This window comes from Campylobacter sp. IFREMER_LSEM_CL2194 (assembly GCF_025771685.1).
Lineage (GTDB): Bacteria > Campylobacterota > Campylobacteria > Campylobacterales > Campylobacteraceae > Campylobacter_D.
On record NZ_JAKMQS010000008.1, the window covers coordinates 1 to 16,355 of the forward strand.

Annotated in this window: 16 protein-coding genes and 3 tRNA genes; 4 read left to right on the forward strand and 15 right to left on the reverse strand. The window is 29.0% G+C overall.

Annotation, left to right across the window (positions count from 1 at the left end):
- Positions 1–283 precede the first annotated feature (283 nt).
- Both L8V79_RS05195 and L8V79_RS05200 read right to left on the reverse strand, forming a co-directional pair.
- Positions 284–359 (reverse strand) — tRNA-Met (locus L8V79_RS05195).
- A 13-nt stretch (positions 360–372) separates the two neighbouring features.
- Positions 373–447: transfer RNA gene (locus L8V79_RS05200), tRNA-Gln, on the reverse strand.
- Between the two features lie 109 nt (positions 448–556).
- On the opposite strand from L8V79_RS05200, the gene L8V79_RS05205 reads away from it, so the two are divergent.
- Entirely contained in the window at positions 557–1,579 is a 1,023-nt protein-coding gene (locus tag L8V79_RS05205; protein ID WP_263702771.1) for a bifunctional 3,4-dihydroxy-2-butanone 4-phosphate synthase/GTP cyclohydrolase II, read from the forward strand.
- Here L8V79_RS05205 and L8V79_RS05210 read toward each other — a convergent pair.
- The 5 genes from L8V79_RS05210 to L8V79_RS05230 are packed head-to-tail and all read right to left on the reverse strand — an operon-like array spanning position 1,569 to position 6,935.
- Positions 1,569–2,519: an SAM-dependent methyltransferase gene (locus tag L8V79_RS05210; protein WP_318529464.1), complete on the reverse strand. Its 951-nt coding sequence runs from the start codon at positions 2,517–2,519 to the stop codon at positions 1,569–1,571. The genes L8V79_RS05205 and L8V79_RS05210 overlap by 11 nt on opposite strands.
- Positions 2,520–2,521: 2 nt before the next feature.
- Entirely contained in the window at positions 2,522–3,328 is an 807-nt protein-coding gene (locus L8V79_RS05215; protein WP_263702773.1) for a M23 family metallopeptidase, read from the reverse strand.
- On the reverse strand, positions 3,325–5,319 hold the full coding sequence (gene glyS, locus L8V79_RS05220) for a glycine--tRNA ligase subunit beta (protein ID WP_263702774.1): 1,995 nt from the start codon (positions 5,317–5,319) through the stop codon (positions 3,325–3,327). Before glyS ends, L8V79_RS05215 begins: the two co-directional genes overlap by 4 nt.
- 33 nt (positions 5,320–5,352) lie before the next feature.
- Positions 5,353–5,493: a hypothetical protein gene (locus L8V79_RS05225; RefSeq protein ID WP_263702775.1), complete on the reverse strand. Its 141-nt coding sequence runs from the start codon at positions 5,491–5,493 to the stop codon at positions 5,353–5,355.
- Entirely contained in the window at positions 5,493–6,935 is a 1,443-nt protein-coding gene (locus L8V79_RS05230; RefSeq protein ID WP_214100050.1) for an alanine/glycine:cation symporter family protein, read from the reverse strand. Before L8V79_RS05230 ends, L8V79_RS05225 begins: the two co-directional genes overlap by 1 nt.
- Before the next feature lie 222 nt (positions 6,936–7,157).
- On the opposite strand from L8V79_RS05230, the gene L8V79_RS05235 reads away from it, so the two are divergent.
- Positions 7,158–7,910: an amino acid ABC transporter permease gene (locus L8V79_RS05235; protein WP_263682985.1), complete on the forward strand. Its 753-nt coding sequence runs from the start codon at positions 7,158–7,160 to the stop codon at positions 7,908–7,910.
- Positions 7,903–8,631 (forward strand): amino acid ABC transporter ATP-binding protein, encoded by a 729-nt coding sequence (locus L8V79_RS05240; RefSeq protein ID WP_263702776.1) that lies wholly within the window; start codon positions 7,903–7,905, stop codon positions 8,629–8,631. Before L8V79_RS05235 ends, L8V79_RS05240 begins: the two co-directional genes overlap by 8 nt.
- On the opposite strand, the gene L8V79_RS05245 is transcribed toward L8V79_RS05240, so the two are convergent.
- From L8V79_RS05245 to L8V79_RS05260, 4 genes are all read right to left on the reverse strand, one after another.
- On the reverse strand, positions 8,628–9,095 hold the full coding sequence (locus tag L8V79_RS05245; RefSeq protein WP_263678963.1) for a tRNA (cytidine(34)-2'-O)-methyltransferase: 468 nt from the start codon (positions 9,093–9,095) through the stop codon (positions 8,628–8,630). The two genes, L8V79_RS05240 and L8V79_RS05245, sit on opposite strands and share 4 nt — an antisense overlap.
- A gap of 13 nt (positions 9,096–9,108) precedes the next feature.
- Positions 9,109–9,185, reverse strand: a tRNA-Arg gene (locus L8V79_RS05250).
- A gap of 43 nt (positions 9,186–9,228) precedes the next feature.
- Positions 9,229–10,245, reverse strand: coding sequence for a sensor histidine kinase (locus L8V79_RS05255; RefSeq protein WP_263702777.1), 1,017 nt, complete (start codon positions 10,243–10,245; stop codon positions 9,229–9,231).
- A 2-nt stretch (positions 10,246–10,247) separates the two neighbouring features.
- The gene (locus L8V79_RS05260) at positions 10,248–11,099 is read right to left on the reverse strand and encodes a DUF234 domain-containing protein (protein ID WP_263663953.1); all 852 of its coding nucleotides are present in this window, start codon (positions 11,097–11,099) and stop codon (positions 10,248–10,250) included.
- Between the two features lie 57 nt (positions 11,100–11,156).
- Between L8V79_RS05260 and L8V79_RS05265 the strand changes: the two genes are divergently transcribed.
- Entirely contained in the window at positions 11,157–12,422 is a 1,266-nt protein-coding gene (locus L8V79_RS05265) for an aminotransferase class V-fold PLP-dependent enzyme (RefSeq protein WP_263682992.1), read from the forward strand.
- Here L8V79_RS05265 and L8V79_RS05270 read toward each other — a convergent pair whose 3' ends face one another.
- From L8V79_RS05270 to ftsW, 4 genes are all read right to left on the reverse strand, one after another.
- Complete coding sequence (locus L8V79_RS05270) at positions 12,423–13,181, reverse strand: basic amino acid ABC transporter substrate-binding protein (protein ID WP_263663955.1); 759 nt, start codon at positions 13,179–13,181, stop codon at positions 12,423–12,425.
- A 2-nt stretch (positions 13,182–13,183) separates the two neighbouring features.
- Positions 13,184–13,930: a transporter substrate-binding domain-containing protein gene (locus L8V79_RS05275; protein ID WP_263663956.1), complete on the reverse strand. Its 747-nt coding sequence runs from the start codon at positions 13,928–13,930 to the stop codon at positions 13,184–13,186.
- 170 nt (positions 13,931–14,100) lie between these two features.
- A complete protein-coding gene (argF, locus tag L8V79_RS05280) occupies positions 14,101–15,012 on the reverse strand; it encodes an ornithine carbamoyltransferase (RefSeq protein ID WP_263663957.1) in 912 nt (303 codons plus the stop codon).
- 112 nt (positions 15,013–15,124) lie between these two features.
- Positions 15,125–16,288, reverse strand: a complete 1,164-nt coding sequence (gene ftsW / locus L8V79_RS05285; RefSeq protein WP_257397039.1) for a putative lipid II flippase FtsW — start codon at positions 16,286–16,288, stop codon at positions 15,125–15,127.
- Between the last annotated feature and the right edge of the window lie 67 nt (positions 16,289–16,355).

Below are 16,355 nucleotides of genomic sequence, written 5' to 3' on the forward strand. Positions count from 1 at the left end.
TGGTGTTTGATTAACAAATCACATACCTGCTAAATCCACCATTTTATTTAATCTCATATTTTTATTTTGGTTAAAACTCTTTTTAAATTACATTCTTATTTTGATTATTTTTTATGTGTTTTGCGTTAAAACCAAAAAGCACATAATTTCAAATTTCTTATATGTTTAATTAAAGTATTAAAAATACCCAAGAGACTAATGAAAATCATTAAAAGCAAGATTAACAAGTTTTTATTTAACTCTATAATTAATTTAAATTCTTTGAAAAATTTTATTAGGAAATTGGTTGCGAAGGGGAGATTTGAACTCCCGACCTTCGGGTTATGAGCCCGACGAGCTAACCACTGCTCTACTTCGCGGCATCATATAAAGTGGATGGGGTAAAGGGATTCGAACCCCTGAATGACAGGACCAAAACCTGTTGCCTTACCGCTTGGCGATACCCCAATAAATGAAGTAATTTTTAAATTAAAAGTGGTATTATATATTATTTTTTACATAATGTCAAGAAAAATATTATATAATTTCTTAAAAAATAGAAAAAAGGAGATTGATAGTGGGATATGTTAGTGTAGAACAAGCTATAAAAGAACTTCAATATGGCAAAATGCTAGTTATGGTAGATGCAGAAGATAGAGAAAATGAGGGAGATTTGATTTTCCCTGCACAATTTAGCTCACAAGAAAAAGTAAATTTTGCCATTACTCATGCAAGAGGTGTGGTGTGTGTAGCATTGAGTGAGAATTTGGCTAAAAAATTTGAACTACCTTTAATGGTGCCTAAAAATACATCAAATCACGAAACAGCTTTTACCATCACTGTCGATGCAAAAAATGCAACAACAGGAGTAAGTGCTTGTGAAAGGGATATGACTATACAAATTTTTGCTGATGATAATGCAAAGGCAAGTGATTTTGTGCGTCCTGGCCATATTAATCCTTTGATAGCAAAAAAAGGTGGGGTTTTAGAAAGAACAGGTCACACAGAAGGCACGGTGGATTTATGTCGCTTGGCAGGATTAAAAGAAGCATGTGTGATATGTGAGATTGTTAAAGATAATGGAGATATGGCCAGAAGAAGTGATTTGCTTGAGTTTTGCAAAAAACACGATATTAATATGATTACTATTTCAGATTTAATCGAGTATCGTTTAAAAAATGAAAGTTTGATTTCTTTAATCAAAGAAGAAGACAGTATTTTAGCGGGTTTTAAAGCTAAAAAAATGACTTTTAAAGATCATAATAAAAACGAACATATAGCTTTTAGTTTTGGTGCTTTAAAAGAATGTGAGAATGTTAAATTTTATCTTAGTGGAAGCGACTTTGAACTTCTAACTTCTAATAAATTCAATGAATTATTAAAGCAAGTTGAGTTTTTAAGCCAAAAAGGTGGTGTAATCATTTTCATGAAAAATGAAAAACAAGAAAACACACAATATAAAAATTACGGCATAGGAGCGCAAATTTTAAGGTATTTAAAAATTTCAAAAATCAAACTTCTAAGTCAAAATACCGATAAAGAATTTATAGGTTTAAAAGGTTTTGGGCTTGATATTACAAGCAGTGATTTTAAATCTTAAATTCTAAAAACTTAAACTTATCGCCAAAGTTAAACATCAAATTTTTACTTTGATTGATAAAGTTTTTATAAATTTGAGGGTTAGTATTTTTAGCGTGTTCGATAATTTCTTCCAAACCAAAGTCAATTAAGGCTTGATTTTGATTTTTATATTCTAACACCTCAAAGCCCTCTTCTTTTAAAACTTGTAAAAAATGATCAAAATTTACATTATATGTAATATCACTTTTAGCAAAAAAATCTTTTAAATTCTCTTCAAAAAGATTATACACTTGGTGATTTTTATACATTCTAATACTAATTTTTTCTTCTTTTTTTGCATAATCAAAACATGCAAAAGTTAGTTTTTCACAAGTTTGTTTTAATTTGGATAAAAAAGGTTTATAAGAGATACAAAGCTCACTATTAGTGATAGCATATTTTTCACATTCTTTTAAAAGATCTTCACTCATAGGCTTAAAAACAATGTTTAAATCATCACCAACATATGCCATTGTTTTGTCTTTTATAAGTTCACATGTAAAACAATCAAATAATTCATTAGCATAAAAAAAGGCATTTTTAAAATGATATTCTTCTAAAGAATTATAAATTTTCACGTCTAAATCATACTCATCAAAAAGTTTTTTTTGAACACATCTTAACTTTTCATGCGGCTCTATAATAAAACATTCAATCTGCTCTAAAACATCAGCTCTAAGAGTGTATAAAGCTTGTATGAAATCAAGCATTAAATGCCCTTCATTTGCTCCTATTTCTACAACTTCAACCGGTAAAGTTAATTTTTTATCATCTATAAGTTTTAAAAAATGCTTAGCTAAGAGCACACCAAAAAGATTTCCCACACTAACTGCGGTATAAAAATCTCCGTTTTTGCCAACACTCACAGCTTGGGAGTAATATTTATCAATCCAATTTTGAAAAAACTCACTAAAAACTATCATTATAAAGCATTAAATTTAGCTATAAAATCAAGTGGGTCAACTTGCACACCATTAACTAAAATTCCAAAATGCAAATGTGGCCCTGTAACCCTACCGCTAGCTCCACTCAAACCTATAAGCTCGCCTTTTTTTACCTTTTGTCCTACTTTTACATTTAGTTTTGATAGATGATAATACTGAGAATAAATCCCATATCCATGGTCAATCACCACTGAATTTCCCGCATAGTAACGATTTGAAGCAATCCTTACAATACCATCATTACTTGCATAAATTTTTGTCCCACTTGCTGCTCTAAAATCAGTTCCGCTATGATAACTTTTAAGAGTATCATTAAACAATCTTGCTTTTCCAAAAGCACTTGTAATTTTACTTTCTAAAGGGTATGTAAAATTGCCTTCAAATAAAGCCATATTAGTATAAGTATTATAAACCTTAATAGCTTCTTGATATTCTTTGCTAATGCGATCAAGTGTTTCTTTAGGTGGATTGACCTTAGAAGCACTAACTTTTAAAAATTCTTTTTTATAATTTCCTTCGCTCAATTTTATATTAATTTCCTCTTTGGAATTATCTTTAAAATCAGCTATTAATTTTCTATCTTTGGGGTTTTTATAAGGCATAGCTACACTAACAATAACTTTATTTTTATACTCAAAAAAAGGAAGTTTTTTAGAATTTGAGCTAATTTGTAAAAAATTACTTTTATCAAATTCTAAAAAAACTACTTGACCTTTTACAAGCTCAATCTCTCTAGCTTCTAAAGTAAAAATCAAAAAACATAGAAAAGAAAGAATTCTTCTCATACACTAAGCTCTTTAATATCAGCTATTTTTAAAAACTCACGATAGATTGCACACACCAAAGCTTGACGATTATTTTTGATATTTTCATCTTTGTCATTAATCATTACTTTATCAAAAAAAGCATCAATTTGCGGTTTGAGTGCAAAAAGGCTTTCTAGAAGCTCTTGGGTGTTGTTTTCTTTTATTTTGCACTGCATAAAAACTTGGTATAAATCTTTTTCCTCTTGAGTGTTAAACAAATTTTCATTAACTTGAGCTTCACTCAATATTGCAATATTTGCTAAACGCTTAAAAGTAGCAAAATTTTGACTAAAATCTGCCTTATTTGCGCTTTGAATCAAAGCTTTCATACAAGAATCAATATAAATAACATCATAAGTTTTAGAGCTAAGCACAGCTTTAACAAAAGAAGCATTTACTTCATAAAAAGTATATAAACGCTCTAAGATAAAATCTAATAAAATTTTCAAATCAAAACTTTTATACTCACCAGCTATTGCTTCTAAAAACATCTTAAGATCAAAATTTTTATTTAAAGCTAGGATAATTTTTAAAACACCATTTGCTGCTCTTCTTAAAGCATAAGGATCTTTTGCGCCACTTGGGATTTTCCCCATTGAAAAAAGCCCCATAAGTGTATCAAACTTATAAGCTAAAGCTACAATAGAGCTAAATTCATTACTTGGCATAGCTGAATTATCGCCATTTGGAAAGTATTGCTCTTTAATCGCCAAAGCAAGCTCATCGCTCATACCCATAGCCTTAGCATAATAAGATCCCATAATACCTTGAAGATCAGTAAATTCATACACCATTTGAGTACTTAGATCAGCTTTTGAGTATTCTATAGCTTTTAAAATTTCATCTTTTTGGGTATTAGCAAAAATCTCACAAAGCTTAACAGCGATTTTTTGTTCTCTAATGATTTTATCTTTTAAGGTTCCAAGTCCTTCAAGATAGACCATTTGGCTTATTTTATCATTATTTAAGCCCTGTGCTAAGTCATTTTTCCAAAAAAACATCGCATCACTTAATCTTGCCCTTAAAACCCTTTCATTTCCATTAATGATTTTAGAATAATCTTTACAAACTGCATTAGAAACTACAATAAAATGATTGCTTAAAGTATTATTTTTAAATACTGCAAAATAGCGTTGGTTTTCTCTCATAGAAGTGATGATTACCTCACTTGGGATTTCTAAATACTCTTTTTCAAAATGCCCTAATAATGCTTTTGGATACTCTGTGATAGCTACAACTTCAGCTAAAAGCTCATCATCTTCTGCAATCGTAATATCATTTTCTTTTTCAAGTGTCTTTAACTGTTCGATAATAAGCTTTTTTCTTTGTTCTTGATCTAAAATAATATAATTTTGCTCTAAAGTTTTAAAATACTCATCAATATTCGCAAAAGCTATCAAATCATAACTAACACTTCTATGTACAAAAGTACTTTTTGCACTTTTAACACCATAGCTTTCAAACTCAATCAACTCATCATTTAAAATACAACAAAGCGAGCGAATAGCTCTAATAAATTCAAAACTACCATCGCCCCATCTCATAGTTTTACCAAAGCTCAAGCTTTTTAAGAAAGCTTCAATCATTTGAGCTAAAACTGCTTTACTTTGTAAGCCTTGCACTTGTTTTTGACAATACAAGACTTCTTTGCCTTTAATTTCTTTAAATTCAAGCTCTTCTTCTTTTAAACCACTTTTTTCTAAAAAACTAAGCCCTGCTTGAGTAAGCTTTCCATCTTTATAAGCTATCGCCCTAGGTGCACCTATAAATTCCACAAAAGAATCATCTTGTTTTTCTTTAAAATTTTCATGAATAAAAACTAATCTTCTAGGAGTATAGAAAAATTTAAATTCAGATTCTAAATGATACTCTTGTAAAATCTTTTCCCATTTTTTAGTAATATTTGGAAGCTCTTTTAATAAAGGAATAGCAGGAAGTTCTTCTGTGCCTATTTCTATTAACAATTTCATTTTACACTCTTTTTTAAAAATTTTTAGTGTATTTTACCTATTTTTTTTAAAATCTTTCTTTGTTTTTAGTTTTTCTTCTCTTTCTTTAGCTTTTTCTTGCATTTGGCGGTTAAAGCCAAACACAAGAAAAACCATAAAAGCTACAAACAAAGCAATAATAATATAATCTATCATTAGTCCCAACACTCTGCGTTTTTAATACCAAGTTTTGAAGCACTAAATACCGGATCTCTGCCTTGTCTTTTTTGCTCGCTAAAGTCTTTTAATACCTTTTTCACTATACCACCAAGTAATAAAATAGAAATGATATTAATCGTAGCCATAAACGCCATGGTAGTATCAGCTAAATCCCACGCAAATTTTAAATCCATATTTGCACCAATAAAAATCATAAGCACAGCGCTTGCTTTAAAAAGATTGATAATAATAGGATTTTGAGTGAGGTATTTAATATTTGCTTGAGCATAATAATAATTTCCTATCAAAGAAGTAATAGCAAATAAAACTATACTAACAGTAGTAAAATGCACACCTAAATTTCCATAATATTCTTTCATGGATTCTTGCACCAAAGGCAGTGCTGTTAAAATAGGCTTACCATCTACGCCGATATTATTTGCATAAGCAAGTGAAAACAACACTAAAAATCCTGAACTTGTACAAATAATCACATCAATTAATACAGAAAATGCCTGAATAACCCCTTGTTTTGCAGGATGAGTTGTAAGAGCTGAAGCTGCTGCATTTGGCGCTGAACCCATACCCGCTTCATTAGAAAACAATCCTCTTTTTATGCCTATAACCAAAGCAGAACCTGCAAATCCACCAAAAATAGCTTCAAAATCAAAAGCACTTTTAAAAATCATAGAAAACACTTCAGGAATTTTATCAAAATTCATAAACATTGCTATGATAGATAAACCCACATAAATCATCGCCATAATAGGAACGATAACCGAACTTACTTTACCTATTTTAGTATGATCACCAAAAAACATATAAGCAGCAAAAACAGCTAAAATTGCTCCTATTACAATAGGCCACCAACTTTGAGCAAAACTCACTTCGCTAGCATCAACCATACCTTTATAGTAAAACTCAAATGCTGAAGTCATAGTTTGGCTTTGAAGACCATTAAATCCATAAGCATAAGTGATGATCAAAATCACCGCAAAAACAGCTCCAAGCCATTTTAAATTTAAGGCTTTGCTAATATAATAAGCAGGACCACCTTTAAAACTTTTACCATCACGGCTTTTGTAAACTTGTGCTAAAGTACTTTCTGCAAAAGCTGAGGCACCACCAAAAAACGCCATAGCCCACATCCAAAATAAAGCACCTGGTCCACCCAAAACAACCGCTACTGCGATACCTGCGATATTTCCTATACCAACTCTTGAAGCTGTTGAAATCATCAAAGCTTGAAAAGGAGTAATATGGTGTTTTTCATGCTTTTCTTGCTTTTCTGTTAAGATATCAAACACATAAGGAAGCATTCGAAATTGCACAAAACCAGTCAAATAACTATAATAAAACCCCGTGACAATAAGTAAAATTACTAAAATAGAATAATACTGATTATTCACAAAGGCAACAAATTGGGATATTAAATCCATATTTATCTCCTTTTTTATAAATTTTCAAATACAAATTTATCATAAAAAAATGAATTTGTTATAAAAAAATATAATTTTAGGTTAATTTTATTTTATTTTTTATAGCTATGTGAAATTTTAACTCAAAATATTAACAACAACATCACATAAAACACCTTTAAGTAAAAAGAAAACTTAATTTTTATACACTTAGATTTTTAAAAATTTATCAAGGTGTGCAAGTTGAAACAAAATACGATGAAACTTTTTGTATTTTTTGCCATTATTATTTTTTGGGCTTATTTCTCATTTCCTATTGAAATTTTACAAGTCAAAGATCAAAATGGTTTAGCCACAGGTGAATATGCTTATACCATAGAAGCTAAAGCTTATGTTCATAGTTATTTCACAACACTTGGTTTAACAGTGGGTGGGATTTTAATAGGAATAGTGTTTGGTTTTTTTCTAGCATTTTTAAGATTTTTAGAAATCCAAAGTTTAAATTTTATTATAGATGAATACATAGACATCATACGCGGAACCCCACTGCTTTTACAACTTTTGATTTTTTCTGTAGTGATTTTTGCTACTTGGAGTGATAATTTTTATGTAGCTATTATCGCACTTGGACTTAATAGCTCTGCTTATGTAGCTGAAATCGTAAGAAGTGGAATTCAAAGCGTAGACAAAGGACAAATGGAAGCAGCAAGAGCAATGGGACTTAATTATTCTGCTTCTATGAGACTAATCATCTTCCCACAGGCAATTAAAAACATTTTACCTTCTTTAATGAATGAATTTATTTCTTTATTTAAAGAAACTTCAATAGTAGGTTATATTAGTGTTATGGATATTACCATGCAAAGTAAAAGCTTACAAGCAATCTATTACAACCCCAAACCTATTATTTTTACAGGACTTGTATATTATATAAGTGTTAAAATTTTAACACTTATCGCAAGAATTATAGAAGTGAGATTAAATAAACATGATTAAAATAGAAAATTTAATTAAAAAATACGGAGATTTAGAAGTCTTAAAAGATATTAGTGTTGAAGTACATAAAGGTGATATTATTGCTATTATAGGGCCTAGTGGAGGTGGAAAAAGTACTTTTTTACGCTGTTTAAATAAACTTGAAACACCAGATAGTGGTAATATTTATATCAATGATGTGAATATACTTGATAAAAAAGCAGATATCAATAAAATTCGTCAAAAAGTAAGCATGGTATTTCAACATTTTAATCTTTTTAACAATAAAAATGTTTTAGAAAATTTATGTCTAGCGCCAGTACAAACAAAAATCATGAGTAAAGACGAAGCAGTAAAAAAAGCACGAGAACTACTCAAAAAAGTTGGCTTAAGTGATAAAGAAAGCTATTTTCCTCACAAGCTCTCAGGCGGACAAAAACAGCGTATTGCCATAGCAAGGTCATTGATGATGAATCCTGATGTGATTTTATTTGATGAACCAACTTCAGCTTTAGATCCTGAAATGATAGGTGAAGTTTTAAACATCATGAAAGAAGTAGCTAAAGAAGGTTTAACCATGCTTGTAGTTACGCATGAAATGGGATTTGCAAGAAATGTAGCTAATCGAATTTTCTTTATGGATAAAGGCATTATAGCAGTAGATGAATATCCTAAAATAGCATTTGAAAACCCAAAAAATGAAAGATTGAAAGAATTTTTAAATCAAGTTTTAAATCATTAAAATTTTTCAAAAGAGGCAAAATTTTGCCTCAAAGCCTCATAACTCACTATACCTACACTTGTAGCTAAATTTAAACTTCTACCACAATCTTTCATCGGTATAGTAATGGCATTTTCCCATTTTTTTTGCATTAAATCCATAGGCAAGCCAAAACTTTCACTTCCAAAAAACAAAAAATCGCCTTTTTGATAATTTACGTCAAAATAAGCTTGAGTAGTTTTAGTTGTCGCAAAGAAAAATCTATCTTGAAATTTTTCATATTCTTTTAAAAAATCTTCTAAATTATTCCATAATAAAGGATTTAATTTTTTCCAATAATCAAGCCCCGCTCTTTTAACTGCCTTTTCATCGATACTAAAAAGTGGATTGATAATATGTAAAGTAAATCCCGCATTAAAACACATTCTGCCTATACTTCCTGTATTTTGTGGTATACGAGGCTCAACCAAGACTATATGAAACATCTTTTTCCTTAAATGGTGTCCCCAGCAAGGTTTGAACTTGCGGCCTCAGAATTAGGAATTCTGCGCTCTATCCAGCTGAGCTATGAGGACAAATATTTTTTATTATTTTAAGAAAAAATTTATTTTATAGAGCTTAAATTTTAAGCTCTATAAAAAAACATTTTGGATTTTCATCAAAACCTAAAATTCCATTATGTGCATCAATAATTTGTTTTGACAAAGAAAGTCCTAGACCATTACCTTTTAACTTAGTTGTTTTAAAAGCTTCAAAAACCATTTTTTTATCTTTGATACTTACCCCGTTATCATAAACTTTGATAAAGATTTTATCTTCTTTTTGCTCACATTTAACTTTTATACAACCATCATCATTTTCACTTTCTTCAATAGCATCTATGGCATTATAAAGCAAATTTTGCAAAACCAAAGCAAGCAAAGATTTATCTGCGTTGATTTTTAAATCTAAAAATTCAAATGTAAAATCAATATTAGCTAGATAATTATAAGCTCCAATAGCTTGTTCGCATTCATCTTGCAATTCTTTTAAATTAAATTCATTTAAATTAACATGCACTCCTTTTGTAAAAAGCAAAGTAGAATTTACAATACGCTCCACCCTAGAAATAGCTTTTTGAATTTCTAATACTATATGCTTATTTTTTAACTCACTTCTTTCAAACAAAGTAGAACTTAACAAAGAAATAGAACCGATAGGATTGCGTATTTCATGTGCTAGGTGTGCTGCTACTGTACCCATACTGGCTAATCTTTCATTCCTTTTTTCATCGCTAATATCAGTGGCGCTAACTATAAGTTTATCCGCATGAGAGGTGACTTTTATTAAATAAAATTTATGATCAAACTCAAGCTCATAATGAGTTTTTTCAAGATCAATTTTTTCTAAAAGTTTTGGTTGTTGATTAGCTAAGTTATTTTGAAGTGTTATCTTTTTATTAGTATCTAAAACCCACAAAGCCATTGGTAAAACTTCTATAATATCACTTACCATTTGTCTTAACGCAGTGTAGTTTTCATTAAGTTGCTTATATTCATTTTCTATAACATAGGTTTGCTCTATTAAGGCTTTTAGCCCTTGTTGTAAATTTTCTTTTTCACTAGAATCTAAACTTTTTAAAATATTCTCATCCACACTTAATCCTTAATTAAAAATTGAAAATCTTCTAAAGTATATAAAAGCAAATTACGCTCCTTATTTAGAATAAGCTCTTTACTAAAGCCACTCTTTGAAAAAAGCACATATAAATTAGGTTGAATTTGCAACTGTTTTGCTTTGTTTTTTAAGGTATTTAAAATATTTTTACATATTTTTCTTTCTTTAAATTTAACCTCACCTAAAACACAAAAATTTTCTTTTTTATAATAAAGATCTATCTCGCAATAATAATTCCAAAAACTATACACCTGCTCTACCTTAAGCTTTTTAGCTAAAAATTCTTTACACAAAAGCTCAAAAGTAAAGCTTTGATATTTTTCTAAATTTTCTTGGATTACCTCCATTAGCTCGTTGTATCTTTTCATCGTAATTAAGTTTAAATTAGGATATATAAAATAAAAGAAAAATCTCAATCCTTGATTTTTAAAAACAACCTTATCTTGAATGCTATATGAGCGTAATTCTTTTTTAATCTTTTGTCTTTTATTTTTCACAATAGGCTTTTCTTGACTTTTTTCCAAAGTCAAAATATTTTTTTCTAAAAGTTTATTAACAAGTCCTAGAGCTTGAAAATGCGGAATAGATTTATTGATAGAATAGCGTTTTCTATCATTTTTACTTAAAACGCTCAAAGCCTTCAAAGCATTATCATCTAAATTTAAATAAGATAAAATATCAAAAGCTTTTAAAATAAAAACATTTAAAATATTATCATATAAACTTAATTTCAAATCAAATTCAAACTCATCAAAAATACTATAAAAATCAAAAATATTTTTAAGCTCCAAAGTTTCACAGCGTTTTGAAAAATCACTAAAATTTATAACCACATCCTTATTTTAAATATTTTGTATGATATAATTTTAACAAATTTTTGGGGGATTTTTTTGAATATTGAAACATTAAAACAAGATATTATTTTAAAAAAAGGCATATATTATTTTGATTTTACAGCTAGCGCTTTAGCATTAAAAAGTATAGAAAAAGAAATAAAAAAAATTCTTACAACTTATGCAAATACACATTCAGATAGCTCTTTAAATTCTTTCATCACACAGCAACATTATGAAAATGCAAGAACAAATTTAAAAAAATACCTTGAATTAGATAATAGCTTTGCTCTTATAGCTTGCGGGAGTGGATCTTCAGCTGCTATTAAAAAATTTCAAGAACTTTTAGGTCTATATATACCCCCGCTTATTAAAGAAAAATACTTTAAAAATACAGATAAAAGCACCTTACCTTTAGTTATAGTAGGACCTTATGAACATCACTCTAACGAACTTTCATTCAGAGAAGCTTTGTGTGAATGCGTTCGCATACCCTTAGATAAAAATGGTGAGCTAGATTATGCTTTTTTGGAAAAATTGTTAAAAAAATCCAAAAACAGACAAATCATAGCAAGCTTTAACGCTGCTTCAAATGTCACAGGAATTTTAAGTGATTATAAAAAAATCTACACTCTAATCAAACAATATGATGGCGTAGTCGCCTTTGATATTTCCACCTTAGCTCCTTATGCTAACTTAAATCCTAAATTTTACGATGCAGTGTTTATCAGTTCTCATAAATTACTTGGTGGTGTAGGATCTTGTGGCTTACTTGCTATTAAAAAAAATCTATGTGGTAATACTCCTAGCTTTGCTGCAGGTGGAACCGTAGGCTATGTTTCAAGAACTTCTCAGCAATACTTATGCGAGGTTGAAAATTTAGAAGAAGGTGGCACACCTGGAATTATTCAACTTATTAGAGCAAGTTTAGCTTTTAAAGTACGCAATGAAATAGGTTTAAAAAATATAGAAAAAAAAGAAAAAGAGCTTTGTGGGTATTTTTTAAAACAATGTACAAATTTTCCAAAAATGATCTTATATGCAAAAAATATCACTCATAGATTGCCTATTTTTGCTTTTAACATAGAAGGAATTTCTCCTTTTGATTTAGCTTACAAACTAAGCAAAACTTATAAGATAGAAACAAGAGCAGGCTGTGCTTGCGCAGGACCTTATGGGCATGATTTACTAAAATTAAAAGATAATCAAGAGCTAAAATTTAAACCAGGTTGGCTAAGAGTGGGTTTTCATTATACACACACAAAAGAAGATATAGAGTATTTTTTTAAAGCCTTGAAAGCAAGTATCAAGGCTTTAAGTTGATTATTGTAAATCGTATTTTTCTACGATTTTTTGGTAAGTACCATCAGCTTTAACTTTTTCTAAACCTGCATTAATTTTTTGAACAAGCTCAGTTTGTTTTCCTTTATCAAAAGCTATACAAAACCCTGAACTTCCATCATTTTCTTCTAAAAATGCTTCTAACTCTTCATTAGTTTTTAAATAACCTTTACCGATATCTTTATCTGTTAAAACTGCATCAACTTTACCAGCTTTTAAAGCCAAAATTGCAGCTAACATTTCTTCGCTAGCCACCACTTGAGCATTTGGAATAGCCTTAGCAGCGCTTTCTTGGATGGTTCCAAGTTGAACACCTATTTTTTTACCTTCCAAACTTTGTTTATCACTAATACTAGAATCTGTTTTTAGTTTTAAATATAAATTTTTAGTATTAAAATAAGTATCACTAAAATCCATACTAGTAAGTCTTTGCGGTGTTGAACTCATAGCAGAAGCTATCATATCAATCTTTCCAGCTTTTAAAGCAGGGATCAAACCATCAAAACTCATGTTTACCCACTCAAGTTTTAAATTTTCTCTTTTTGCAATCTCTTCTAGTAAATCAACATCAAATCCGGTAATTTTTGCATCTTTAACAAAATCAAAAGGAGGATAATTTGCAGCTATACCTACTTTATAAACTTTTTCACTAGAAGCACTAGCTTGATTTTTATCGCTTGAGCAAGCACCTAAAGCCAATATACCAAATAACGCCAAAACAACATATAATATTTTTTTCATTTTTAATCCTTTAAATTATATTTAACTAAAAATTTTTCTAAAGTGCCATCTTTTTTCATTTCTTCTAAGTGTTGATTAACTTTAGAAATTAAATCCTTAAATTCATTTTTTCTAAATGCTATACCAAAACCTTCACTTCCATCATCTTCTTCATAAAAAGCAGTTACGTTAGAATACTGTTTTAAAAAATTCATAGCACTTGCTTTATCAGTTACCACAGCATCAATTTTTTGAGCATCTAAGTTTAAAAAACAATTTAGCATACTTTCATTAGCTACTACAACTGCATTTGAGATTTGCTTTGCAGCATTTTCTTGGATAGAACCGAGTAAAACACAAATATTTTTTGATTTTAAATCCTCTTTTTTTGAAAAATTGCTAATTTTATGTTTTAAATATACATTTTTATCTTTAAAATAAGAAATACTAAAATCAACATTTTGTGCTCTTTGAGGAGTAATTCCCATAGAAGAAATAATAAGATCGATTTTCTTACCCATTAAGGCTGGAATAAGAGCATCATAACTCATATTAATAAATTCTATTTTAAAATTAGCTCTTTTTGCTAATTCCTGGATAATATCTACATCAAAACCACTGAGTTTTCCATCTTGCATAAATTCATACGGTGGATAACTTGCTTCTATGCCTACCTTTAAAATCTTATCTTGATTTTCGACTTGTTTTGAACAAGCACTTAAAATCAAAACACCAAATAATATTAAAACAACACATAATATTTTTTTCATTTTATCTCCTAAAGATTAAATTAATAAAAGTTACAATGTGTTTAAACGCCTGTATTTTTTCATTAGCACTCCTTTGTTTTAGTAAATTGTCTAAAATTATAGCAAAAAAATATTTTTTTAATATTTTAATTTCCATAGTTTAATTTTTATTTCACTTCTTTAAAAATAAATTATAATTGTTTTTTTAAAAAACAAAGGAGTGCTTTAACCACATAAAGACGATTTACAGCTTCTTCAAAAATAACTTTAGAATGCTTCTCAAAAATTTCTTCACTAACTTCAAAACCTTTGTATGCAGGTAAACAATGAAGCAAAATAGCGTCTTTATTTGCATATTTCATCGCTTTATTATCAATCATAAAACCATCAAAGTCTTTTATTTTATTTTCTTTTTCAACTTCTTCGCCCATTGAAACCCATGTATCAGTCACAACAACATCTTTGTCTTTCAAAGCTTCAAATTTATTATGAAATAATGAAATTTTTGCACCTGAAATTTCTGATTTTTTTGTAACAAAATTCCAAACTTGTGTGTTTATACTATAATTTTTTGGTATGGCTATACTAATTTCATAACCTAAAATCGCAGAAGCTATCAACCAAGAATTACATACATTATTACTATCTCCTATAAAAGCAATTTTTAAATTGTTATCTTTTTCCTTACCTTGTTCTTTAATAGTTAATAAATCTCCTAAAATCTGCGTTGGATGATAAAGGTCACTTAAACCATTAATAACATGAGCTTTAGAATATCTTGCAAATTCTACTAAACTATCATGATTTTTTACTCTCATCATTATAAAATCCACCATAGAACCAATAACCCTAGCTGTATCTTTAATAGATTCACCTCTACCAAGTTGCAAATCATTACTATTTAAACATATGGCTTTCCCACCAAGTTCTGTAATTGCAAGTTCAAAAGCCATTCTTGTACGCGTAGAATTTTTTTCAAAAATCATTGCCAAGGTTTTGTCTTGCAATAATTTTTTTGGATTTTTTTTCAAATCAGCAGCATGATTAATAATATTTAAAATATTTTCTTTAGTAAAATCCATCAATGTTAAAAAGTGTTTCATTTACATATCCTTATTTTTAATATATCGACAAAAAATAATATAATATAGTTTTATTTATAAAATATTAATAATATTGTATATTATATAAAAACTTTAACAAATAAATACAAATTTATATTTTTACCTTTTTACTAATCATTAAAACATAGCCTATTCCAAGACAAATAGACCACATTGAACTACCTCCATAGCTTAAAAGCGGCACAGCAACACCTTTTAATGGAGTCAAGGAAATAATTCCAAAAGCATTCATAAAAAATGAAAATAATAAAAGCAAAGCTACACCCGAACAAAACAAAAAATGAACTTTATTTTCACAACGCCCTGCTATTCTAAAAATTCGAAGTATTACCATCAAATATATAAAACAAATAATACTTAATCCCAATAGTCCTATCTCTTCAGTAATCCCTGATAAGACAAAGTCCGTATGGACCTCACTTAAAAATCCTAGTTTAAAAGTTCCAAGCCCTAAACCCTCTCCAAAAAATCCACCATGAGCTATAGCATTTAAACTATGTGAAATTTGATAAGGCTCTGAGTTGTGACTTACTCTTAAAACACTTGCTAACCAATCAGGAAAGAAAGGTAAAAACGCATCTTGGATATTTCCCCACCAAGCAGAAATACGCTGAATTCTTCTTTGATTACTTAAGATTACCAAAACTCCAATCATTCCAACAATAACCACACCAAAAGCAAAAAGTCTTTTACTAGCTCCTGCAAAAAAAGCTAAAGCAAAAACCAAGAAAAAAGAAATAACGCTTTGCCCTAAATCATTTTGTGTCATATAAATATAACCAATAACAAAAGCAGCTAAAATAAAATAAGGAATTAAAATTAAAACTTCATGTTTGATTGCTTTTTTGCTATCATCAATCCTTCTTGTATAAGACCAAGCAAGGAAATAAATCAAACCTATTTTAAAAAATTCAACTGGAGAGATAGATAAAGGACCAAGCCTAATCCACCTTTTAGCACCACCTGCTGCAGTAGCAAGAAAGGTAGGCAGAAAAGGTAAAATAAGTATAAATAAAAAAGAGATGAGTAAAACGCTTATCATCAAATAATGCGCCATTTTACTATCAGGATTTAATCTTGAAACAAAATAAATAATAGCTATACCACTAAGCCCAAAAAAAAGCTGTCTGATAAAAAAGTGAAATTCATTATATTCTAAATAAAGAACAGTAAAAGCACTTAAAGAATATGAAAAAAGTATTCCTATAGTTATAAGAATGCAACTTAAAAAAAATAACTTTCTATCAGCAACCAATGTTATTCCCTAAATTTTTATAAAAAATTAATTTTAATAAATTGCAACTTAAAATGATGTTATTTTA